The sequence below is a fragment of the Muriicola jejuensis genome (assembly GCF_010671595.1).
Classification (GTDB): Bacteria; Bacteroidota; Bacteroidia; order Flavobacteriales; family Flavobacteriaceae; genus Muriicola; species Muriicola jejuensis.
Map to the genome: position 1 here is coordinate 1,501,008 of NZ_JAABOP010000001.1, position 24,870 is coordinate 1,525,877.

The window sequence follows — 24,870 nt, forward strand, 5'->3', positions numbered from 1 at the left end:
CATGCGCGGACTACTCGGCATCGTATTTTTCTTTTTCACCCTCTGTGTTTTTTCACAGGAGATCAGGGTATTGGACGGTGAGACCAACCAGCCTCTCGTGAATGCACTTCTCTATAACGAGAGCAAAACAAAGACCGTAATTTCGGATGGCGAAGGGGTTTGCGACCTCTCTGTATTCACTTCTTCTGAACGTATCACTATCAGCCATATAGGGTACGAACCCCGGATCACAAGCAAGGCTCAGATCGGAAAAAGGGGCGATCGTGTGTTATTATTTCCAAGGACAGAACAGCTCGATGCGGTGGTCATGTCTATATCCAAATGGGAGCAACAGAAAAAAGACATCCCTCAAAAGATCGAGTCGATCAGTGCCAGGGACATCGCTTTCACCAACCCACAGACCGCTGCCGACCTCCTTCAGAACAGCGGGCAGATCTTCGTGCAGAAGAGTCAGCTTGGCGGAGGCAGTCCTATGATCAGGGGTTTTGCCACAAACAGGCTGGTACTTTCTGTGGATGGAGTGCGGATGAACAACGCGATCTTCCGTGGGGGCAACCTGCAAAATGTCATCTCCATAGATCCTTTTACCATTAAGAATACGGAGGTGGTTTTTGGCCCGGGCTCGGTTATATACGGGAGCGATGCCATAGGGGGTGTTATGAATTTCTACACCCTCAAACCCCATTTTCCCCGCCTTGACACGGTGATTGTGACAGGAAAGGGAAACCTGAGGTTTGCTTCCGCCAACAGCGAATCCACCTTTCACGGAGATGTGTCGGTTTCCTCGAATCGATGGGCCTCCATCAGCAGCGTGAGCTACAATCGCTTTGGGGACCTTCGGATGGGGAGTCACGGTCCTGAAAGATATCTCAGGCAGAACTTTGTCTTACGCGAGAACGGGGCGGATGTGCTGGCAGAGAATGAAAACCCCAGAAAACAGATCCCGACAGGGTACGACCAGATCAACTTCCTCCAAAAAATATCTCACAGACCTGATACAGACTGGCAATATGACCTCGGGTTGTATTACTCTGAGACCTCAGACTATTCCCGGTACGATCGCCTGATCAGGCCCGGCAGAGATGGGACCGGGCTTCGTTCGGCAGAATGGTATTACGGGCCCCAGAAATGGTTCATGGGAAATTTTCAGGCCTTCAACAAGGGGAACAACAGGTTCTATGACGGGCTGAGGTTTACCACGGCCTACCAGTTCTTTGAGGAGAGCAGGAATGACAGAAATTTTCAGGACACCGATCTGAACAGGACGCGGGAACAGGTAGACGCCCTTTCTCTGAACCTCGATTTCGAGAATAAGCGTATAGGCGCCCTGAGGCTTTACTACGGGGCCGAATACATCTTTAACTATGTAAGCTCGGAAGGAAGCCTGTTGAATATTGAGACCCGTGAAGAGGAGCGTGCACCTTCCCGTTATCCGGATGGTTCTACCTGGCAAACCCTGGCCGGGTATATAAACGCAGAATACAGGGCTATGCCCAACCTCACCCTGTTGTCCGGAATGAGGTACAGCCATGTCTGGATCAATGCCGATTTTGAGACTGCGTTCTATCCCTTTCCCTTTACCTCTGCCAATCTCAACAATGGTGCTCTGACCGGCAGCCTGGGCCTGAGCTGGTTCCCCGATCAGACCCTTCAGGTGACCCTCAATGGATCTACCGGTTTCCGGGCACCCAATATTGACGACATAGGGAAGGTCTTCGACTCGGAACCCGGGTCTGTGGTCGTCCCCAACCCCCAGTTGGAGCCGGAGTACGCCTATAATGTGGATCTGGGAATTAAAAAGAATTTCAGGGATAGGGCCGTTCTCATGGCCAACGCATTCTACACCTATCTCGTGGATGCGCTGGTCAGACGTGACTTTACCTTCAACGGGGAACGTGAGATCGTCTACAATGGGGAGCTGAGTAATGTTCAGGCCATTCAGAATGCAGCCAGGGCCTATGTATACGGGTTTGAATTCGGTGCCCAGGTAAGTATGAACCCTGAGATGCAGTTCACCTCAAACCTTACGATCACAAAAGGGACGGAGGAGGATGACAATGGGCAGGATTCGGCTGCCCGGCACGCAGCACCTACCTTTGGGGATTTTCATTTCATCTGGACAAAGCCGAGATGGAAAACAGACCTCTTTCTGGTCTTCAATGGGGAGATACGTTATGAAGACCTGGCACTTTCAGAGAGGAGCAAGGATTATATCTATGATCTGGACAGGAACGGCAATCCCTACTCCCCCTCCTGGTACACCCTGAATATAAGGTCTCAATACAATCTGAGCGATGCCCTTACGGCCTCCCTTGCGCTGGAGAATTTCACGGACCAGCGATACAGACCGTATTCTTCAGGCATCGCTGCGCCCGGGATCAACCTCATCCTTTCCCTGGGCTATACTTTTTAATCTTGAACTTTTCGTTTTGGGCAATAAAAGCAACAGACCGTTGCTATCACTTCCTCAAGAAACTAAGGCCAGAGAACGGGCCTTTTTTGTTTACAGATGGTCTTGATTTTGGTCAAAATTCACTAATTTTGCCACCTTTAAATAGGTGAAAGTATAGCGGTTATGAAATTTCAGGAATACAAAGGACTGGATTTGCCCCGTATCGGGGAGGAGATCCTCCAGCGCTGGAAGGATAACCGCGTTTTTGAAAAAAGTATTTCCTCACGGGAGGGAAAACCCGGGTACGTTTTCTACGAAGGACCTCCCTCCGCCAATGGGATGCCCGGAATTCACCATGTGATCTCCAGGACCATCAAGGACATCTTCCCGAGGTATAAGACCATGAAGGGATACCAGGTAAAGCGCAAGGCCGGATGGGATACTCACGGCCTACCCATTGAGCTCGGGGTTGAAAAGGAACTCGGGATCACCAAGGAAAATATAGGTGTCAGGATCAGCATAGAGGAATACAATGCGGCCTGCAAAAAGGCAGTGATGCGCTACACCGATGTCTGGAACTCCATGACCGAGAAGATCGGGTACTGGGTAGACATGCAGGATCCATACATCACCTACAAGTCGAAGTACATGGAAACCGTCTGGTGGCTCCTCAAACAGATCTACGACAAAGGTCTTTTGTACAAGGGATACACCATACAGCCATATTCACCTAAGGCTGGTACCGGTTTGAGCTCTCACGAACTCAACCAGCCGGGCACTTACCAGGATATCACCGATACTACCGTTACGGCCCAGTTCAGGGCAAAAAAGGAAAGTCTGCCGGCATTTCTTCAGGAAGTCGAAGGGGACATCTATTTCCTGGCCTGGACCACTACCCCCTGGACGCTTCCCTCCAACACGGCCCTTACGGTGGGCCCAAAGATCGAATACGTCCTTGTAAAGACCTACAACCAGTACACTTTTGAGCCCATCCATGTGATCCTGGCCAAAGCCCTGGTCAGCGAACAGTTCAAAGGCAGATTCTTTGAGGTGACCTCCGATGAAGAGGTGGATCAGTACAAGACAGAGGACAAAAAGATACCTTTCAGGGTTTTGAGGACTATGAAGGGGGAGGACCTTATTGAATCGAGATACGAACAGCTCCTGCCCTATGCCCTCCCGTACCAGCATCCTGAAAATGCCTTCCGCGTGATAGGGGGCGACTTCGTTACCACGGAGGACGGAACAGGGATCGTGCACACGGCACCTACCTTCGGGGCAGATGATGCCCTGGTGGCGAAACAGGCCTCACCCGAGGTCCCGCCCATGCTGGTGCTGGATGAAAACAGGAACCCGGTACCCCTGGTAGACCTGCAGGGTAAATTCCGTCCGGAAATGAAGGAACTGGGAGGGAAATACGTGAAGAACGAATACTACGAAGAAGGCCATGCCCCTGAAAAGTCGGTAGATGTTGAGATCGCCATCCGCCTCAAGGAAGAGAACAGGGCCTTTAAGGTAGAAAAATACCTTCACAGCTATCCAAACTGCTGGAGGACGGACAAACCCATCCTGTATTATCCCCTTGATTCATGGTTCATCAAGGTCACGGAGATCAAGGACAGGATGTACGAGCTTAACCAGACCATCAACTGGAAGCCCAAAGCCACAGGAGACGGGCGATTCGGGAACTGGCTGGCGAATGCGAACGACTGGAACCTTTCCCGATCCCGCTACTGGGGAATTCCTTTACCTATATGGCGGACAGAGGACGGAAAGGAAGAGGTTATCATCGGTTCGGTAGCCCAGTTAAAAGAGGAAATAAGTAAGTCCATAGCCGCCGGCTTTATGAAGGAAGATGTGTTCGCATCCTTCGAACCCGGGAACATGGACGAGTCGAACTACGAAAAGATAGACCTGCATAAGAACGTGGTGGATGCCATTATCCTGGCATCCCCAAGCGGGAAACCCATGAAGAGGGAGGCCGATCTGATCGATGTGTGGTTCGACAGTGGCTCCATGCCCTACGCCCAGTGGCATTATCCCTTTGAAAACAAGGAACTCATAGATAAGGGAAAAACCTTTCCGGCCGATTTTATTGCAGAAGGTGTAGACCAGACACGAGGCTGGTTCTATACCCTTCACGCGATCGCGACCATGGTCTTTGATTCTGTGGCCTATCGCAATGTGGTCTCCAACGGACTGGTCCTGGATAAGGACGGGAAGAAAATGTCTAAAAGACTGGGGAATGCCGTAGATCCCTTTGAGGTGGTGGGCGAACACGGTCCGGACGCAACCCGCTGGTACCTGATCTCCAATGCCAATCCCTGGGATAACCTGAAATTCGACATGGAAGGCATCCTGGAGGTGAAACGCAAGTTCTTCGGGACCCTGTACAATACGTACTCCTTCTTCGCTTTGTACGCGAATATCGATGGTTTTAAGTATGGCGAGGATGAAATTCCATTGAAAGACCGGCCGGAGATCGACCAGTGGATCCTTTCTGAACTCCATTCCCTGATACGGGTCGTAGATGAGGCCTATGCCGACTATGAGCCTACTAAAGCGGCCAGGGCCATATCGGACTACGTCCAGGAAAACCTGAGCAACTGGTATGTGCGTTTGTGCAGGAGGCGGTTCTGGAAAGGGGACTACCAGGAAGACAAGATTTCGGCCTACCAGACCCTGCATACCTGCCTGAGAACCGTGGCCCAGTTGTCTGCACCCATCGCCCCATTTTTTATGGAGCAATTGTATTCGGACCTGATGAAAGGTACCGGTCTTCCGGCGGAAGAGAGCGTACACCTTTCGGATTTCCCGGCCTTCGACCGGAATATGGTCAACCCGGCGCTGGAGAGCAAGATGGAAAAAGCTCAGACGATTTCCTCCCTGGTCCTGTCCATTCGGCAGAAAGAGAAGATTAAGGTGAGGCAACCCCTGCAGAAGGTAATGATCCCGGTACTCGATCAAAAGGAGAGAACAGAGATCGAAGCCGTCGCCAGCCTGATCAAATCCGAGGTCAACGTGAAAGAAGTGGAGTTGCTTGACGACGCTTCCGGAATCCTCGTGAAAAAGATCAAACCCAATTTCAAGGTCCTGGGCCCCAGGTTTGGCAAGGATATGAAAAGGATAGCGCAGCAGGTCGCAAATTTCACCCAGGAAGACATCCAGAAAATCGAACGGGAAGGCGAAATATCCCTTGAGATAGAAAATAAAAGTATTATCTTACAGTTAGAGGAGGTAGAGATCTCTTCAGAGGATATCGCTGGTTGGCTGGTAGCAAGTGCAGGGGGTCTGACCGTTGCGCTAGACGTGACCATAGATGAAGAATTGAGAAAAGAAGGGATCGCGAGAGAGCTTGTGAATCGAATCCAGAACCTGAGAAAGGAATCCGGGTTCGAGGTAACCGACAAGATAGATATTAAAGTACTCAAAGACGGTTTTGTAGAAAAAGCGATCGAAAGTAACATGCAATACATCAAAACGGAGACGCTTACAGCTGATCTTGCACTAGAGGAGAAATTGGAGACAGGTACGGAGATCGTGTTTGACGAGGTAAATACAAAATTGTTGATTCAAAAACATTGAGAATATGGGACAAGACTTAAAGGTTAGGTATTCAGATAAGGAATTGGAAGAATTTCGGGTTCTGATAGAGGAAAAGATTGAAAAGGCAAAAAGCCATCTGGAATTGCTTCGCAGCTCCTATATGAATGACGGGAATAATGGTACGGATGATACCTCCCCCACTTTTAAGGCATTTGAAGAAGGCTCGGAGACCATGAGCAAAGAGGCGAATACCCAATTGGCCATACGCCAGGAAAAATTCATTCGCGACTTAAAGAATGCCTTACTGCGCATTGAGAACAAGACTTATGGCATCTGCCGGGTAACCGGGAAACTGATTAACAAGGAACGGTTGAAACTGGTCCCTCATGCCACACTGAGCATAGAGGCCAAGAATATGCAAAAGTAAAACAGCGCCCCCAATCAGGGGCGTTTTTATATCCATTCTTTGAAGATCCCCTTATCCCTTTCGCTTCTGTTCCTTGTGGCCCATCTGGCGCAGAGCCAGAAGACGGTGGTAAAAGAGATGCTCCTGCCGCACATTACAAACATTCAGGTTGATGTCGAATCATTTTCGGAGGTGAGGCTGGAAACTACGGTGGGAGTTGAACTCCGCTTGGAGGCGATAATGGAAGGGGAGTATCAGAAAGACATAGCGGTAGAGATAACAGAAAGCGGGAATACCTTGCTAATTGCCGGGTCATTCCAGCCTTACTTCGAATCTCCCAACGACAAACTGAGCGCACACAAGGTAGTGGCCGTTACCCTGTTGCTTCAGGTTCCGGAAGACAGGTTCATAGGACTTTACGGGACAAGTGGCAGAATACTGGTAAAAGGCGCATACAGAGAATTGGTGATCGTCCTGAACGACGGTTCCTGCACCCTGGATAACCCGGAAGGAGAGATCCGTGTGGCCACCCAAAGCGGGGATATGTATCTCACCGTAGAAAGCGGGATACTGAAGGCCAGCAGCAGATACGGGAAGGTTGAAATACAGAAGATCCCTCCGGGAGAAAACCGGTATACCCTGGAATCCGTGAGTGGTGACATTTATGTAAGCAGGGGAGATTAACACAAAAAGAGAATGATGCTAAATGGGTCAGCGGGAATAATTGTGTGAAATATCCCTATTTTTGCCCCTGCACAAGAGAACTATGAATATTAAGAAATCCCTCGCCCTTGTCCTGCTCATCCTGCTGGTAGACCAGATCAGCAAGGTTTACATCAAGACCCACTTTATCCTGGGAGAATCAGTCGACGTCTTCAGTTGGTTCAAGATCCTGTTCATTGAGAATGAAGGGGCTGCCTGGGGAACCAAACTCAGTGACCTGCTCCCGATCTCGGACAGTGCAGGGAAACTGGTCCTGACCATTTTTCGCCTGTTCGCCATCACGGGGATAGGGTACTGGCTCTGGGACAGCATCCGAAAAAAGGCCTCCAGGACCCTGATCATTGCGGTCTCCCTCATCTTTGCCGGTGCTATTGGCAATATCATAGATTCCCTTTTTTATGGCTTGATCTTCAATGACAGCTACAATACCGTGGCCACATTCTTTTCTGATGACCCTTATGGTAAACTGTTTTATGGGAAGGTAGTGGACATGTTGTACTTTCCTTTGATAGATACCGTATGGCCGGATTGGGTTCCGATGGTTGGGGGCCAGAACTTCAGGTTTTTCGAACCGGTGTTCAATATTGCGGATACCGCTATCAGCACGGGAGTGGGCATCCTGGTAGTCTTTAACAAAAAGGCATTCGGGAAAAAGGATGAGGCGGTAACCGAGGCTATGGATACCGATCAAAAGGAATAGATCCTCTCCGGGGTCAGGCAGTAATTCATAGGGATATCCTGCTTCCCGGTATCTGAAATCTCCTCTACCGCCTCAAAAAGGCTAAGGCCTACCTTGAGGCAATCCTTTCTGCATTCGGAGAGAAACCGGTCGTAATACCCTTTCCCATATCCCACTCTATGTCCCTTGCGGTCAAAAGCCAGCAAAGGAACAAATACCACATCTATCTTTAAGGGAGGCACAGGGATACCATTTACTGGTTCGGGGATCCCCCACGGATTGTTTTCCAGTACCGTATCTTTTAATAAATGAAAGTGCTGGAGATGAAAGTCTGCACTTATTTTTGGGACGACGATCTCCTTGTTTTCTTCTCGGAGCAGGTCAATGATAGCAGTGGTGTCTATCTCATTTTTTTTGACGCTCTGAAGGAAGATATGGTAAACGGAAAGGTCCCAGATGGGAAGGTTTTTGGCGTGTTGCGATAGTTGAAACCCGACTTGTTGAAGAGCTGATTGAGGGGCGCTCTTTCTCTTTTCCAGGAAGTGGATCCGGAGGTCTTTTTTGAGCATCAGGGCAAGAAGTTCTTAGCAGTGGGGCGCAATGGAACTTTAGTCTTTTGCTGAAACGGTAAAATAAATCTTAAAGAAAAGCATCAAAATGAGATACATTCCTAAGGTGATCAAGTAATTATCCATTGTCTCTTGTTACGCTTTAAAAATAAATAAAAAATGTAAAACGAATCTACAAGTGGTTCAATTTACTCGATGAAATGCATTGTTTTTAGTAAAGATTTAACAGGGAGGGGGAAAATTTCAACAAAAGAGGGTCTGTTTCGAATGATTTTTACCGAAAGGTGAGGTGCATTGTACTCAGCCCATACGAGGAAATAAATACTTAAGCCGTAAGGAATCAATAGATTTTGCTACATTATCTTTGTGGAAAGCGCTCCCAAAGCATCCCCATGTCAGAGTTATCCGTAGAACTTCAGCTCAACACCCTTCCGGAATCCCCCGGGGTCTACCAGTTCTATGACAAGGATGGTAAAATGCTCTATGTCGGGAAGGCCAAAAACCTCAAAAAGCGGGTCACCTCTTACTTCACCAAGACTCATGAGAACGGTAAGACACGGGTCATGGTCAAAAAGATCCGCCATATCAAACACATTGTGGTCCCCACAGAATCGGATGCCCTCCTGCTGGAGAACAATCTCATCAAGAAATACCAGCCCAGATATAATGTGCTGCTTAAGGACGATAAGTCCTATCCCTGGATCTGTATCAAGAAAGAACGCTTCCCGAGGATCTTCCCTACCCGAAAACTGATCAGGGACGGGTCTGAGTATTTCGGGCCTTACACCAGCATGAAAACGGTGAGGACCCTGCTCGACCTGATCCGAAGCGTATATCCGTTGCGGACCTGTAACTACGACCTTTCTGAGGAGAAGATAGAAGCGGGCAAATACAAGGTCTGCCTGGAATACCATATGGGCAATTGCAAGGGACCCTGTGAGGGCCTCCAGCCTTTAGAGGAATACGAACAGCAGATCGACGACATCCGAGAGATCATCAAGGGCAATTTCAAATCCTCCCTTCACTACTTTCGAAAGGAAATGAAGTCGCTCGCGGCCGACATGCAATTTGAGGCTGCCCAGCAGATCAAGAACAAGATAGAGGTCCTGGAGAACTATCAGGTGAAATCTACCATCGTGAATCCCAGGATCAACAATGTGGATGTGTTTTCCATTATTTCGGATGAGGCCTATGCCTATATCAATTTCCTCCAGCTTTCCCACGGTTCCATCATCCGCTCTCATACCATGGAGATCAAAAAGAAACTTCAGGAGACTGACAAGGAGCTATTACAACTGGCCATTGTCGAGATCCGACAGCGCTTCCAGTCCCAGTCGAAGGAGTTGTACTTACCCTTTGCCCTGGCACTTCCTGAAGATCTGAAGATCACCATACCCAAGCTGGGGGATAAGAAAAAGATCATCGACCTCTCGGAACGCAATGCCAGGTTCTTCAGACAGGAAAGGTTCAAACAGGTAAAGATCACGGACCCGGACAGGCATGTGAACAGGATCATGGCCCAGATGAAAAAAGACCTCAGGCTTTCGCATGAACCCAGGCATATAGAATGTTTTGACAATTCCAATATTCAGGGCAGTGATCCCGTTGCTGCCTGCGTGGTCTTTAAGGACGGAAAACCGGCCAAAAAGGAATACCGCCATTTCAATATCAGGACGGTAGATGGTCCGGACGATTTTGCTTCCATGGAGGAGGTGGTATTCCGAAGGTACCGGAGACTGCTCGAAGAAGGTTCTTCCCTGCCCCACCTCATCGTCATCGACGGGGGTAAGGGTCAGTTGTCCTCTGCCCTGAAAAGTCTTGAGGCCCTCGGGCTCAGGGGCAAGATCGCGATCATCGGGATCGCTAAAAGACTGGAGGAGATCTATTTCCCGGGGGATCCTATACCCCTGTATCTCGACAAGAAATCGGAATCCCTCAAGGTCATTCAACAGCTGAGGAATGAGGCACACCGGTTCGGGATCAGCTTTCACAGGGACAAGCGCAGTAAGAATGCGATCCTTTCGGTCCTGGAGGAAATTCAGGGGATAGGGGATAAGACAGCAGAGCAGGTCCTCAAGAAATTCAAATCCGTCAAAAGGGTGAAAGAAGCTTCCCTGGAAGACCTCAGTGAGGTGGTGGGATTTGCCAAAGCAAAGAAAATATATGAAAACTTTCACTAAACGCCTATCTTCATTCCATGGGTAAGTATCTTCTGATTCTCTTCCTCCTGCTTGGCGGGCACCTGCTGAAAGGACAGCAATCGGACCCCCCAAGCGCCCCCCCGAAGGTCGGGCTGGTACTTAGCGGGGGAGGAGCCAAAGGCCTGGCCCATATCGGCGCCCTGAAGGTGATAGAGGAAACGGGAGTTCATCTCGATTACATTGGAGGCACCAGTATGGGGGCCATTGTAGGAGCCCTGTATGCTTCGGGGTTTTCTGCCAGTCAACTCGATTCCCTCTTCCGCAATACAGACCTTGCGGATCTTATCCAGGACAATATGCCCAGGGATGCAAAGACCTTCTACGAAAAGGAGGATTCGGAACGATACGCCCTGACACTTCCTTTTAACAACTTCAAACTCTCCTTTCCCCAGGGGCTGTCCAGCGGCCAGAATATCTATAACGCCCTGGTACGAATGCTCTACCATGTGAAGGACATACGAGACTTTAATGACCTTCAGATCCCCTTCTTTTGCATTGCGACGAATGTGGAAACCGGGAAACAGGTCTTGCTCAACCAAGGGTATCTGCCAGAAGCTATCCTGGCAAGCGGTACCTTTCCCTCCCTCTTCCAGCCGGCAGAGGTGGAAGAAGAGGTGCTGATCGATGGAGGGGTGCTCAATAACTACCCGGTTGAGGAACTGAGGGCACTGGGAGCGGAAATCGTGATCGGCGTGGATGTGCAGCACGGCCTTCGCGACCGGTCTAACCTGTCTTCCGCCACCGAGATCCTGCTTCAGATCAACAATTTCAGGACCATCAAGGACATGTCGCGAAAATCGGCCCTGACCGATATCTATATCAAGCCTGATATGGAAAATTATTCCGTCATAGATTTTGAAAAGAAAGACAGTATCATCGACACGGGTGAAAAGGTGGCCCGGGAGCATTTGCCCGAATTGCGTGAACTGGCATCCAAACAAGGAATGCCCGCCCCAAAGAGGCCGGCGATCCTACTTCCGGATTCTCTGGTTATCAACCGACTTGTGCTGAAAGGTGACACGAATTTTTCCAGGGGATACATCAAGGGTAAGTTGCGAATCAACCTCAATGAAAAGGTCAGCTTTACCAAATTACAACAAGGGATCAACAACCTGGTCGCCACCGGCAACTTCAGGACCATACGATACGAGCTGGTTGCGAATGGCCTTGAACAGGACCTGGTCATGACCCTGACAGAGAGCATGGACAAAACCTTCCTCCGTATCTCGGCCCATTACGACAACCTGTACAATAGCGCGGCCCTGATCAATCTCACAAAGAAAAACCTGTTCCTCCAGGACGATGTGGCATCCATGGACCTGATCCTGGGAGATAACCTTCGCTATAATTTCCAGTATTACGTAGACAAGGGCTCCTACTGGAGTTTCGGGATGAATTCCAGGTTCTACGAGTTCGATAAGCAAGTGGATTACAGGGTGCTCGAATCGAACTACGAAGTCCCGATCAACAGCAACGTGGGTAATATCAACCTAAAGGTTACAGACCTTACCAATCAGATCTACCTTCAAACGGTTCTGAAGGAGGAGTTCGCTTTCCTGATAGGCGCGGAACACAAATTGCTGCGATATAGCACCACTACCCTGAATGAAACGGGCAACGACTCCATTCCTGCTCCGGCCAGTCCAGGAAATGTGACCTTTTTTGAAAAGAGCAACTATCTTTCGGCCTATGGGAAGTTGATCCTGGACACCTATGACGACAAGTATTTTCCTTCCAGGGGGCTTTATTTCAACGGGGATTTTCACTTGTATTTCTGGTCATCCGACTTCAATGACAACTTCAAGGAATTCTCCATAGCCAAAGCGACCATGGGGGCAGCCTTTCCTCTTTCCCCAAAATTGAGTGTAAATATTGAGACCGAGGGAGGATTCAAATTAGGTACCTCAAGGGTTACTTCTTTTGATTTCGTGCTCGGCGGTTTTGGCAATTATCCACTCAACAACTTCCAGCCTTTCCTTGGGTACGACTTCCTGAGTCTTCCCGGGAACAGTTATGTAAAATCCTATATCAGGCTGGATTATGAGATCAGGCCCAAAAACCACTTGTTGTTTGCGGCCAACATCGCCAACGTGGAAGATGATATCTTCCGGACGGGAGAATGGTTTACGGCACCGGATTACACCGGCTATGGCATAGGCTATGGATGGGAATCCTTCTTTGGCCCGGTCCAGTTCCTCTATTCCTGGTCTCCGGAGATCAGTAACGGGCAATTCTTTATTTCCCTGGGGTATTGGTTCTGAAACGGGAATTCCTTGGCGGGCCCTCTAATGGGATAAGGTGCACTACTTTCGCTCTTTTTTTACGATCTTTGCAGGGATAAAGTACTTTGATGTTACACAAGGTGGAAGAGATAACGGCCCACTTGAGGGCAATGTGGTAAAGGGACTCATACAACATGGATCCTTATAAATTCACAAACTTCTAATTTCAAAACAAAATCATGGATACTTTAGACAACACTTCCTTACACCTGCCCAAAGAAAATCCCTCTGCAGAGGATTTCCTCCCCCTGCTGGGAACCGATCATGTGGAACTCTACGTGGGTAATGCCAAGCAGGCAGCCCATTATTATATGTCGGCCTGGGGGTTCCAGCCCCTGGCTTATGCCGGACTGGAAACAGGACTCAAAGACAGGGTCTCCTATGTCTTGCAACAAGACAAGATCAGGCTGGTACTCACTTCCCCTCTGAAGTCGGGTGGGGATATCAACCGGCACATCGATCTGCACGGGGATGGGGTGAAGGCGATAGCCCTGTGGGTAGACGACGCTGCCAAGAGTTATGAAGAAACCGTGAAGCGAGGAGCGGAGTCTTATTTTGAGCCCAGGACCTTAAAGGACGAACACGGTGAGGTGGTTCTTTCCGGGATACACACCTATGGAGAGACCGTACATGTCTTTGTGGAAAGAAGTGCATACAAAGGTGCGTTTATGCCGGGTTACAGACCCTGGAACCCGCATTACCAGCCCTCGGATGTCGGTTTGAAATACATCGATCATATGGTGGGGAACGTAGGGTGGAACGAAATGAATAAGTGGTGTAAGTTCTACGCCCACGTCATGGGCTTCGCACAGCTGGTCTCCTTTGATGACAAGGACATCAGCACAGAATACACGGCTCTTATGAGCAAGGTGATGAGCAATGGTAACGGACGGATCAAATTCCCGATCAACGAACCCGCGGAGGGCAGGAAGAAATCACAGATAGAGGAATACATAGAATTCTACAACGGGGCCGGAGTACAACACATGGCCCTGGCTACCGACAACATCATAGAGACGGTCAGCTCACTCAGGGACAGGGGAGTGGAATTCCTCACGGTTCCGGTCACCTATTACGAGGATGTACTGGACCGCGTGGGAGAGATCGATGAAAAACTCGAACCCCTGAGGGACCTCGGAATCCTCATAGACCGGGATGATGAAGGGTATTTGTTGCAGATTTTCACCAAGCCCATTCTCGACAGGCCTACCATGTTCATCGAGATCATACAGAGAAAAGGAGCAAAGTCCTTTGGAAAGGGAAATTTCAAAGCGCTTTTTGAAGCGATAGAACGAGAGCAGGAATCCAGGGGAACTTTGTAGATTTCCCATACTCTTTTTAAGGTCTGACCTTAGAATTTATAAAGAGTTGTTAAGGGACTCGTTAAATAAAGTTAAAACGAAATGTATTTTCAGTTAGTTATTATACATTTGTTGTCATAAGGGGTGGTTCCCTTATAACTTTAAGTATTGGTTTTTCATAATTTAAAGTTTGGTTGGTTATTTAGGAAAAAGCTCCGACGCCCGTCGGGGCTTTTTTTTGTTTGACCCATTTTGGAATAAATATTGTTTTATTGACGTTATCGAGATGGCGCATAGCCTCCTTTTGCTAATTTTGACCAAATTTTACAATGAAGAAAAACCTATTCATCTGCTTTCTATTCCTCCAGGGGCTGGTGTATGGTCAGAACATACATGAGGCGTTCAACCCGGGCGAGTGGCTTAAGTTCAGGATACACTACGGATTCCTGAATGCGAGCTATGCCACCCTGCACGTGAAGACGGACAGCGTCAGGGGTAGGCCCGTCTACCACGTGGAAGGGAAGGGAAAGACCACGGGTTTTGCCAGTATCTTTTTCAAGGTGGATGATACCTATGAGAGTTATTTTGACATGGAGGACGGTAGACCCTACCGCTTTATCCGAAAGGTCGATGAGGGAGGGTACACCAAGGATATTGAGATCAACTTCGACTACAAAAGAAAAGAGGCCCTCCTCGAAGATAAGAAGAACAATAAAAAGTTTAATTTTGGTCTTGAGAATAACTTACAGGACCTCGTGTCTGGATTTTATTACCTCAGAAATAACTACCGGCCCGAGGACCTGGAGATCGGGAAGTCCATACAGCTCAACATGCTGTATGACGATGACGGCATATTCAAATTCAGGCTGAAATACCTGGGGAAGGAGGTCCTGAGGACTAAGTTTGGGAAGGTGGAATGCCTGATGTTCAGGCCCTATGTCCAGGCAGGCAGGGTCTTCAAAGAGCAGGAAAGCCTCACCCTGTGGGTGTCGAATGACAAGAACCTCATTCCGATACGGATCAAGGCCGATCTGGCCGTTGGATCTCTAAAGGCAGACCTGGATGGGTACAATGGGCTGAAACACCAGTTCAAGATCATAATGGACTGAAATACAAATGAAGAACAAGGAGCAGATAGCCGCACAGATCGAAAAGCTGGCTGAAAAATACAAGGATTCCGGCCAGGACCTCAGCTCTTACCTCGACGGCCTGCTTTACCAGCGTTACCTCACCTACTGGGATTACATCCATCTAGATACCCTTTTGAGCCTCCAGGTACCCCGCACCTATTTTCCGGACGAGGAGATATTTATCATGTATCACCAGATCACGGAGTTGTATTTTAAACTGATCATACACGAAGAAAAACAGATCGTGGACGACCAGTCGCAGGAAGTGAACCTTTTCGTGGAAAAGCTCAATCGTATCAATAACTATTACAAGGCGCTCATCTCCTCTTTCAGCATTATGATCACCGGCATGGAGAGGGAACAATTCATGCGCTACAGGATGGCGCTGCTGCCATCCAGTGGGTTCCAGTCTGCCCAGTACAGGATGATAGAGATCTATGCCACTCCCCTTGAGAACCTGGTGCACGAATCGGACAGGGCTGATTACTCCGCGGAGAACAGTATAGAGGAGCTGTACGAGAACATCTATTGGAAGAAAGGGGCCACCGATGTGAATACCGGGGAGAAGACACTTACCCTTAAGCAATTTGAATACCGCTATACCCCGAGATTCATCAGGATCGCCAGGGAGGTTGAAGGCAGTACCATCTACCACAAATACCTGAAAATGCCTGAGAAGAGCAGGAATACTAAAGCCCTCAAAGATGCGTTAAGAAAGATGGACCTGAACGCCAATGTGAATTGGCCTTTGATGCACATGGGATCGGCCTATCGCTATCTCAGCAAAGGAGACAAGACCATCGAGGCTACGGGAGGGACCAATTGGAAGGAATATTTACCTCCAAGCTTTCAAAAGGTGGTGTTTTTTCCGAAATTGCACACCGAAAAAGAATTGGAAAACTGGGGAAAGCAATGGGTAGACCACCTGTTTAATCCCGAAAGAACGACATAATTTACAATGCGAAAATACTGGGGCCTCTTTTTAGCATGCATACTCCTTTCCTCCTGTGGAGAGGATAAACCGGCAACTTCTGAAGCCGATCTTCCTGAAGAACACTCCAAATCTGTTTCCACAAAGCCGGCAGTAAAGTACGGTTTTGACCTGTCTAACTTTATCGTGGTGGAGGATACCATCCGCAAAGGGGATATCTTCGGTGAGCTGATGACGCGCAACAAGGTGGATTATCCCAAGATCTACGAGCTCACCCAAAAGTTCAAAGATACCTTTGACGTTAGGAGGATACGCGTAGGAAACCCTTATACCATCCTGAAATCAAAGGACACATCTGAGGTCGCCCAATTGTTCATTTACGAAAACGACCCTGTCAACTACACCGTAGTGGATTTCAGGGATACGGTCCTGGCATACAAGGGCAGAAAGAAAGTGAAACTGGTGGAAAGGGAGGCTTCGGGGATCATACCGAGGGGAGGTTCGCTCTCAGATGTGATCGTACAAGAGAACATCGATTACCTCATGGTGAACGAACTTTCCGGGATCTATGCCTGGACCATCGATTTCTTCAAGCTGGATGCAGGCGACAAGTTCCGCATCATCTATGACGAGAAATACATCAATGACAGCATTTATGCAGGAGCGGGATCCATTAAGGCCGCCTATTTTGAGCACAAGGGAGAACCTTTTTACGCCTTTGCATATCACAATGATTCCCTGGATATCAAAGAGTACTATGACCACGAGGCCAATAACCTAAGACGCACCTTTCTCAGGGCGCCTTTGAAGTTCGGCAGGCTGTCATCCCGCTACAATCTCAAGCGAAGGATCCGTTATTACGGATACAAGGTCAGGCCCCACAAGGGTACAGATTACGCAGCGCCTATCGGAACACCTATCCTGGCCACGGCAGATGGAGTAGTGACCGAATCGACCCGAAGAGGCGGCAACGGAAAATACGTCAAAATACGCCACAACGGCACGTACAGTACGCAATACCTGCACATGAAGGCGCAGAACGTCCGACAGGGACAATACGTCCGCCAGGGCGACGTCATTGGCTGGATAGGAATGACGGGAAATACAGGTGGCCCCCATGTTTGTTACCGTTTCTGGAAGAATGGTCGGCAGGTAGACCCCCTCAGGGAGGAATTGCCGGTGGCAGAACCCCTGGCCGAAATCCTGAGACCGGCGTACTACGAATATATGGAGCCCGTTAAGACTCAACTAGACTGTATCGAGTACTCAGGGGATCCGTCTGACCAACTCCTAACGCTCAATCCGTAAGATGCCTTTAGCGAAGATCGATCCGACCACTACAGAAGCCTGGAAAAGACTTGCGGATCATTACGGGAAGACAAAAAACTCCCACCTTAAAGACCTCTTCGACCAGGACCCAGAAAGGGCAAAGCGATTTTCCATTCGATGGTCCGATTTTTTCCTGGACTTCTCCAAAAACAGGATAGACGACACCACCCTTGATCTCCTTCTGGGCCTTGCAGAAGAACTTGAATTACAGGCTTCTATAGACCGATATTTTTCCGGGGACATCATCAACGAGACCGAGGGCAGAGCGGTATTGCACACCGCTCTCAGAGCCAGGAAAGCAGATAAGGTGCTCGTAGACGGAGAAAACGTGATCCCGGGAGTGTACGAGGTAAGAGACCATATTCGGAGGTTTTCAGAAAGTGTCATCTCGGGGAAAATGAAGGGATATACCGGGAAAGCCTTTACAGATGTCGTAAATATTGGGATTGGCGGGTCCGACCTGGGCCCGGTAATGGTGACCGAGGCCCTAAAATTCTACAACAACCATCTCAGGACGCATTTTGTCAGCAATATAGACGGGGACCATGTACAGGAGGTCCTGAAGCATCTCGATCCTGAGACCACCTTGTTTATCGTCGTATCGAAGACCTTTACGACACAGGAAACCCTTACCAACGCCCTTACGATCAAGGAATGGTTCCTCAAAAATGCTTCTCCCGCGGATATCGCCCTGCATTTTGCGGCTGTTTCCACCAATACCGAAAAGATCAGGGAATTCGGAATTTCAGAAGAGAATGTTTTCCCCATGTGGGACTGGGTAGGGGGGCGTTTCTCCCTGTGGAGTGCGGTGGGCCTCTCCATTGCACTGGCAGTAGGCCCCGACCATTTCGAAGAACTCCTCGAAGGTGCCAGGGAAATGGACACCCATTTCAGAAGCGCACCATTCAGGGAGAATATCCCGGTAATAATGGCCTTGCTCAGTATTTGGTACAACAATTTCTACGGGGCGGAGACCGAGGCTATCATCCCTTACACCCAGTATCTGAGCAGGTTCTCTGCTTATTTCCAGCAGGGGATCATGGAGAGCAATGGCAAGAGCACGGCCAGGGACGGGTCGAGGGTCAACTACCAGACCGGCACCATCATCTGGGGAGAACCCGGCACTAACGCCCAGCACGCTTTCTTTCAGTTGATCCACCAGGGGACCAAATTGATCCCGGCCGACTTCATTGGCTATATAAATTCCCTCTATGGGAACAAGGATCACCATCAAAAGCTGATGGCCAATTTCTTCGCCCAGACAGAAGCCCTGATGAATGGCAAAACGGCTGCTGAGGTACGACAGGAACTCCAGTCGAAAGGACATTCCCCGGAGGAAGTCGAAAAACTGCTTCCCTTTAAACTTTTTGAGGGGAACAAGCCTACCAACACCCTGTTGATCGACAAGCTTACCCCACGCAGCCTGGGAGCCCTGATCGCTCTGTACGAACACAAGATCTTCGTTCAGGGTGTGGTCTGGAACATCTTCAGTTATGACCAGTGGGGGGTGGAACTGGGCAAGCAACTGGCCTCTCAGACCCTGAAGGACATCACCTCTTCCGAAATCTCCAAACACGACCCTTCTACATCGCAATTACTGCAATATTTTAAGAAATAATCAGGCAGGTTCACATTTCTGGAAAAAGGCCTATTTCTTTGGTCTTTTAAAGGGATATTTTGCCAATTATATGTTAATTTTGTTTTCTTAAACTTAACGCTGTCTTAATGTAATTTTGACCGATTTACGTCATTTTTGCGGACAGTTTAATTACTAATCAACTAGAGAACTTATGAAAAAAGTCTACTTTTTTTTCGCGGCCCTTTTTGTGTCTGCGATGGCATTTTCGCAGGGTATTACGACTGCGAATATGCAGGGATCGGTTACCGATGAGCAGGGGGAACCCTTGTTCGGGGCGAACGTGGTAGCTGTTCACACCCCATCAGGGACCACCTATGGGGCAATTGTCAACGAAGAGGGGCGTTTCTACCTGCCTAGTATCAGGGTAGGGGGTCCTTACACAGTCAATGTTACCTATGTAGGGTATCAAGACCAGCTTTTTGACGGGATCAACCTGGGTCTTGGACAAAGCTACAATCTGAAGGTCGTCATGATCGAGGGGGTCCAGTTGGCAGAGGTGGTGGTCACATCCATCAGTGGTGGGATCATTGACCCAGACAGGACCGGTCCTGCGGTGAACCTCAGAAGGGAGACCATAGATGCGTTGCCCACCATCAACAGGAGTATCAACGACTTTACCAGACTCACTCCCCAATCAAGCGGAACCTCGTTTGCAGGAACTTCGAGCAGGTTTAACAACTATACCATTGACGGTAACATTTACAACAACAACTTTGGTTTGGGAAGTGGCCAATTTGCGGGTTCTAACCCTATTTCCCTTGATGCCATCGAGGAGGTACAGGTAAACCTGGCCCCATACGATGTAAGGCTCGCCGGCTTTACAGGGGCTGCTGTAAATGCCATCACCAAATCCGGGACCAATGACTTTAAAGGATCTGCCTATTATTTCTTCAGAAATGACCAAATGGTGGGGAATAAACTAAGGGACATTGAATTGAACCGTGGGAACTCTCAGAACGATATCAAGGGGATCTCCCTTGGAGGTCCGATCATCAAGGACAAACTATTCTTTTTCGTGAGCTATGAGGAGGAGGAAGAAGCCGTACCCGGTTTTACACGGATTGCATCACGTCCCGGCCTTGCCCCCGACGGTCTTACCGTATCGAGGGTGCCGGCTTCCGAACTGGACTTCATCCGAGAGAGCATGCGTTCCCTCTATGGCTATGAGACCGGCCCTTACGAGAATTATCCTTTTGCGTCTACGCAAACCAGATTCAACGCCAGACTGGATTACAACCTGAATCAGAATAACAAATTCTCATTGCGTTACAATGCCTATGAGGCTGCCAATGATGTTACCATCAATGGCAATTCCAACAGGTATCTTGCAACCCGATATAGGAATACGAGAAGGGATGCCATAGAGGCCATGACCTTTGCCAATGCCAACTATACCAATGACCGTAATGTAGAGTCCTGGGTAGGTGAATGGATTGCCCGGGTAAAGGACAACATGTCTAACAAGCTCACCGTAGGCTATACTTCCATTACGGATCCCAAAAGAGGGATCCCCGGAGGCCAGCAGTTCCCATTCATAGAGGTGCTGGAGCCCGATGCAGGTGGAAACCTGCTGTATTACACGGCGCTGGGTAACGAGCTTTTTACAGTTGGTAACCTCTTGGAGAACAATGTATTCAATATTACAGACAACTTCTCTATCTTCAAAGGAAGGCACACTTATACCATTGGGGCCAACTTTGAGTTCATGACCTTTAAAAACGCATTTAACCCTGTGTTCAATGGCTTTTACAGGTTTACCAGCTACGACAGTTTTGTAGAAACTGTGATCAACCAGACCCCTGGTGCCTACCCCGATGCTTTCGCTAAGGGATACGCTCTTGACGGCTCTACCACTCCTCCTGTAGACGAGACCAAGTTTGGCCAATTCGGGGTATACGTGCAGGATGAATTCCAGGTGAATAATGACCTGAAGGTGACAGGTGGACTTCGAATCGATTTCCCCTTTTATGCCACCGATATTCCGAGTAACGAACTGCTTGACGCTCTAAATAAGACCTTTACAGATGGCGATGGCAACACCTTTACACCAGATGTAAGCCAGTTCCCAAAAGTGAGACCTCTGATCTCTCCAAGGGTCGGCGTAAACTGGGATGTCAACGGAGAAGGAAAGACCCAGGTCAGAGGAGGTACGGGAGTATTCTCCGGCCGTATTCCCTTTGTATGGTTGAGCAACCAGGTCAATGGTTCCGGAGTGGTACGTGGAGGACTTGGATATGAAGGTGCCGATGTTGCTGCCGCATTTGGTCCTGGTTGGGTTTTCAATCCAGACGTTACCTTCGGAAACCCAGCGAATCCATCACAGACCTTGTCCAATGAGTTGAACCTAACGGACAGGGACTTCAAATTGCCTCAGGTCTGGAGGACCAACTTTGGGGTAGATCATGAATTGCCATGGGGAATCACAGGAACAATGGATTTCATCTATTCCAGGGATATCTCTACTCCTATTGTATTTAACCCTGTGCTCAGGGATCCCGACGGAACTCTGGCGGGTCCTGACCAACGTCCATATTGGGATGGCGGATACTCCAACGATTCAGATTTCAGGAACGTGTTTTATCTCACCAACGCAGACAGGAAAGCGGATTATATCTCCCTGACCGGTCAGTTACAAAAGCAATGGGACAACGGGTTCTATACCATGATCGCCTATACCCTTTCAAGGGCAAGGGACCTGGATGCCTCAGGAGGATCTCAGGCAGGATCCTTGTGGACTGCAGTGGTTCAGGAGAACAGGAACGATCCGGAGCTCAGTTTTGCATCCTACGACCAGCCTAACCGTTTTATCGCCAACGTAGCTTACAAAACGGAAAACAGCACGATCTCTCTCTTCTGGGAGGGTGGTGAGAACGGTCGCTTCAGCTATACCTATTCAGGTGATTTCGGGGACAACTCCAACCGGTTGATCTATATCCCCAATGACGCATCTGAACTGAATTTTGAGGAGTTCACCGTGGGAGGTAATACCATCACCGCCCAGCAGCAGGTTGACCTGTTCAACAATTACATTGACAGGGATGAATACCTGAGTGCCAACAGAGGTACCGTTGCGCAGAGGAATGGCGCGAAGAACCCATGGTTGAATCGATACGATCTCAGGATCACACAGGATATCAAGCTTACCGACGATGATAAGAATAAGATCCAATTGTCTCTTGACTTCCTGAACATCGGAAATATGCTTAATTCAGAGTGGGGCGTTCCCCAGTTTGCATTCCAGCGTTCCCCTCTCAGCTACAGGGGAAGGAATGCATCTGACGAGCCAATTTACCGTTTGAACACTATCCCTGGTACAACTGATTTCCCAACCTCAACTTTCAGGCCATCTACCAGTATAGGAGATACCTGGAGATTACAGGTAGGGGTACGTTACCTTTTCAATTAAACAATTACTATATCGTTTATAAACCCCGCTTCAAGCGGGGTTTTTTAATGGCAAAAATCCGTACTTTTAAAGTTCAAATACACATTCATGGAACTATTACAAAACGTACATTCTTATTTGGCCTATGTGGTCCTGCTGATCCTCTTTATCGCGGTGGCCAACGCCATCACGGGCCTGATGGCCAACCGCATGTTCACCCTGGAGAAGGATTATCGCCTCAGCCTCTTTACCCTGATCCTGAGTCATATCCAGCTGGTGCTGGGATTGGTGGTCTACTATTTTTCAGCCAGCGGGCTCAATGCCCTCATGAACGTGCCAATGGGCAATATGAATTCTGCGGCCCGACTCCTGGCTCTGGAGCACCCCCTAATCAATATCCTGGCTATTGTGCTGATCACCGTGGGCTGGTCTCGCCACAAAAAGTTTATGGAAGGGAAGAAAAAATTCAAAAGCATCGCCATCTTCTACGGCCTCGGCCTGGTCCTTATCCTCAGCCGTATCCCCTGGAACCAATGGTTTAACTAAACAGATCCGATATGAAAACTATACAGATACTTATAGCCCTGATCCTTACGGCAGGGGTATCAGCCCAGGAAAAAGAACTTTTCAATGGGAAAAACCTCGATGGCTGGACCGTCTACGGCACCGAGAAATGGTACGTGGAAGACGGCCTCCTGGTCTCCGAAAGCGGACCCGATGCCCAGTATGGGTACCTGGCCACCAATGACCACTACAAGGATTTCGAGCTCAGCCTGGAATTCCTTCAGGAAGCCGATGGAAACAGCGGGGTCTTTGTACGCTCTACCATAGATGGGACGAAGGTCAGCGGCTGGCAGGTGGAAGTGGCGCCCAAAGGGAAACACACCGGAGGGGTCTATGAATCCTATGGCCGCGGCTGGCTGATCAAACCCGATGCAGAACTCGAAGGTGTCCTGAGGCAAGGTCAATGGAATACCCTGAAGATACGCATGATGGGAGACCAGCTTACCTCCTGGCTGAACGGGGTGGAAATGGTCCGAATCTCCGATGAGGCTATCGGAAGAGGAGAAGGCTCCATCGCCCTGCAGATCCACGACGGAGGCGGGATCAGGGTGAAGTGGAGGAATATCCGGTTAATCGTTCCTGAATAAGGCGTTTACTTCTTTTAAAAAATAGGCGTACACGGGGAAGTGATCGCTGTATCCTCCCGTATACCTGCCGGAGACAAAGGTTCTGAAAGGATATCCTTTGTATAAACCCCTTTTCTGAACCAGATTAGGAGGGGCGTGAATGCCCGCTTTCCAGAATCTCAGCGGCTTCTCCCCAGTGGCCAGGTTCCCACTCATATAGACCTGATCAAAAAGGCTCCAGGAATCCCTGTAGGCGAGACTGCCCACACCTTCCCTGAACAAAGCAACCATCGGACTGAACAATTCGTTAAGGCCCGTATTGACCACATCCTTTTTGACCTTCATTACCTTCCTGAAGGAGTAATCCGTGGGATTGTCATTAAAATCCCCCATCGCAATGATCATAGGTTCAGGAGTGATCTTCCGGATGGAGTCGATGATCCTCAGGTTCAGTTCTGCAGCGGCGATCCTGAAAGGTCGACTCCGCTGTTCCCCGCCCCTGCGTGAAGGCCAGTGATTCACAAGCAGGTAAATGGGCAGGCCATCCATATAACCGTGCACTACCAGCTGTTCCCGGGTATACTCCCAGTAGCGTTCCTCATTTCGTATAAGCAAGGTATGCCACTTCATGCTCACGGGTGAAAAAGATCCCTTCCTGTACAACAGAGCGACATCGATCCCCCTTTCGTCCGGTCCGTCCCTGTGGATGATCCCGTACTCAAAAGGGGTGAGTATCTCGTGATTCGCCAGATCCGATAAAACACGGTAATTTTCGGCCTCACATACTCCCAGGATGTCCGGGGGGTGATTTCCGGCCTCTGCCCCTATGCTGAGGATAGCCTCAGCCAATCGCTCTATCTTCAACTCGTACCTTTTTCTGTCCCACTGATAGGCACCATTGGGGGTATAGTCATCATCCAGCACCTCGGGATCGTTAATGGTGTCGAACAGGTTTTCGAGGTTGTAAAAGGCTATGGTCCGCAACAGATAGGTCCTTTCCTGTCCACGACACATCGCGCCGGTATACAGGACCAGGCCGAGGCTCAGGAACAGCAGCTTCTGATTCATTCTTTGTGTTATATACTGAGTCTGCAAGGTATCCTTCCAAGGTGCAAGGGGATTGCAGCATGCGCTCTTATTTTGGCTTCGTTCATAGGGGAATTTCAAAAGCTGGAGATATGAAGGGGATCGGTGGAAGCTGCGGTATAGTACATGTTTTAAATCGAA

The 24,870-nt window shown here is 49.1% G+C and carries 17 protein-coding genes; 15 read left to right on the top strand and 2 right to left on the bottom strand.

The features are described from left to right. Position 1 precedes the first annotated feature (1 nt). The 5 genes from GWK09_RS06620 (at position 2) to GWK09_RS06640 (ending at position 7,767) form a co-directional block, all read left to right on the top strand. The gene (locus GWK09_RS06620; protein WP_163692201.1) at positions 2-2,413 is read left to right on the top strand and encodes a TonB-dependent receptor; all 2,412 of its coding nucleotides are present in this window, start codon (positions 2-4) and stop codon (positions 2,411-2,413) included. A gap of 162 nt (positions 2,414-2,575) precedes the next feature. Further along, entirely contained in the window at positions 2,576-5,977 is a 3,402-nt protein-coding gene (gene ileS, locus GWK09_RS06625) for an isoleucine--tRNA ligase (RefSeq protein WP_163692202.1), read from the top strand. Between the two features lie 4 nt (positions 5,978-5,981). Next, complete coding sequence (locus GWK09_RS06630) at positions 5,982-6,365, top strand: TraR/DksA family transcriptional regulator (RefSeq protein WP_163692203.1); 384 nt, start codon at positions 5,982-5,984, stop codon at positions 6,363-6,365. Positions 6,366-6,404: 39 nt separating this feature from the next. Continuing rightward, positions 6,405-7,028, top strand: a complete 624-nt coding sequence (locus GWK09_RS06635) for a DUF4097 family beta strand repeat-containing protein (RefSeq protein ID WP_163692204.1) — start codon at positions 6,405-6,407, stop codon at positions 7,026-7,028. Positions 7,029-7,110: 82 nt separating this feature from the next. After that, a complete protein-coding gene (locus GWK09_RS06640; RefSeq protein WP_163692205.1) occupies positions 7,111-7,767 on the top strand; it encodes a lipoprotein signal peptidase in 657 nt (218 codons plus the stop codon). Here the strand turns inward: GWK09_RS06640 and GWK09_RS06645 are convergent. Then, positions 7,755-8,315, bottom strand: a complete 561-nt coding sequence (locus GWK09_RS06645) for a 5-formyltetrahydrofolate cyclo-ligase (RefSeq protein ID WP_163692206.1) — start codon at positions 8,313-8,315, stop codon at positions 7,755-7,757. The genes GWK09_RS06640 and GWK09_RS06645 overlap by 13 nt on opposite strands. A gap of 392 nt (positions 8,316-8,707) precedes the next feature. Between GWK09_RS06645 and uvrC the strand changes: the two genes are divergently transcribed. From uvrC to GWK09_RS06695, 10 genes are all read left to right on the top strand, one after another. Then, a complete protein-coding gene (gene uvrC, locus GWK09_RS06650) occupies positions 8,708-10,495 on the top strand; it encodes an excinuclease ABC subunit UvrC (protein WP_163692207.1) in 1,788 nt (595 codons plus the stop codon). Between the two features lie 17 nt (positions 10,496-10,512). Next, on the top strand, positions 10,513-12,777 hold the full coding sequence (locus GWK09_RS06655) for a patatin-like phospholipase family protein (RefSeq protein WP_163692208.1): 2,265 nt from the start codon (positions 10,513-10,515) through the stop codon (positions 12,775-12,777). 200 nt (positions 12,778-12,977) lie between these two features. Then, on the top strand, positions 12,978-14,120 hold the full coding sequence (hppD, locus tag GWK09_RS06660; RefSeq protein WP_163692209.1) for a 4-hydroxyphenylpyruvate dioxygenase: 1,143 nt from the start codon (positions 12,978-12,980) through the stop codon (positions 14,118-14,120). A gap of 308 nt (positions 14,121-14,428) precedes the next feature. Then, positions 14,429-15,208: a DUF3108 domain-containing protein gene (locus tag GWK09_RS06665; RefSeq protein ID WP_163692210.1), complete on the top strand. Its 780-nt coding sequence runs from the start codon at positions 14,429-14,431 to the stop codon at positions 15,206-15,208. Positions 15,209-15,215: 7 nt separating this feature from the next. Further along, the gene (locus GWK09_RS06670; protein ID WP_163692211.1) at positions 15,216-16,181 is read left to right on the top strand and encodes a tryptophan 2,3-dioxygenase family protein; all 966 of its coding nucleotides are present in this window, start codon (positions 15,216-15,218) and stop codon (positions 16,179-16,181) included. Positions 16,182-16,187: 6 nt separating this feature from the next. Further along, on the top strand, positions 16,188-17,468 hold the full coding sequence (locus tag GWK09_RS06675; protein WP_163692212.1) for a peptidoglycan DD-metalloendopeptidase family protein: 1,281 nt from the start codon (positions 16,188-16,190) through the stop codon (positions 17,466-17,468). A 1-nt stretch (position 17,469) separates the two neighbouring features. Further along, a complete protein-coding gene (pgi, locus tag GWK09_RS06680) occupies positions 17,470-19,107 on the top strand; it encodes a glucose-6-phosphate isomerase (RefSeq protein ID WP_163692213.1) in 1,638 nt (545 codons plus the stop codon). A 172-nt stretch (positions 19,108-19,279) separates the two neighbouring features. Beyond that, entirely contained in the window at positions 19,280-22,534 is a 3,255-nt protein-coding gene (locus tag GWK09_RS06685; RefSeq protein ID WP_163692214.1) for a TonB-dependent receptor, read from the top strand. Positions 22,535-22,621: 87 nt separating this feature from the next. After that, entirely contained in the window at positions 22,622-23,059 is a 438-nt protein-coding gene (locus GWK09_RS06690) for a hypothetical protein (protein WP_163692215.1), read from the top strand. An 11-nt stretch (positions 23,060-23,070) separates the two neighbouring features. Further along, positions 23,071-23,664 carry a 3-keto-disaccharide hydrolase gene (locus tag GWK09_RS06695; RefSeq protein ID WP_163692216.1) on the top strand — a complete coding sequence of 198 codons (594 nt, stop codon included), beginning with the start codon at positions 23,071-23,073 and terminating at the stop codon, positions 23,662-23,664. Here GWK09_RS06695 and GWK09_RS06700 read toward each other — a convergent pair. Next, a complete protein-coding gene (locus GWK09_RS06700; RefSeq protein WP_163692217.1) occupies positions 23,647-24,711 on the bottom strand; it encodes an endonuclease/exonuclease/phosphatase family protein in 1,065 nt (354 codons plus the stop codon). The genes GWK09_RS06695 and GWK09_RS06700 overlap by 18 nt on opposite strands. Positions 24,712-24,870: the final 159 nt, after the last annotated feature.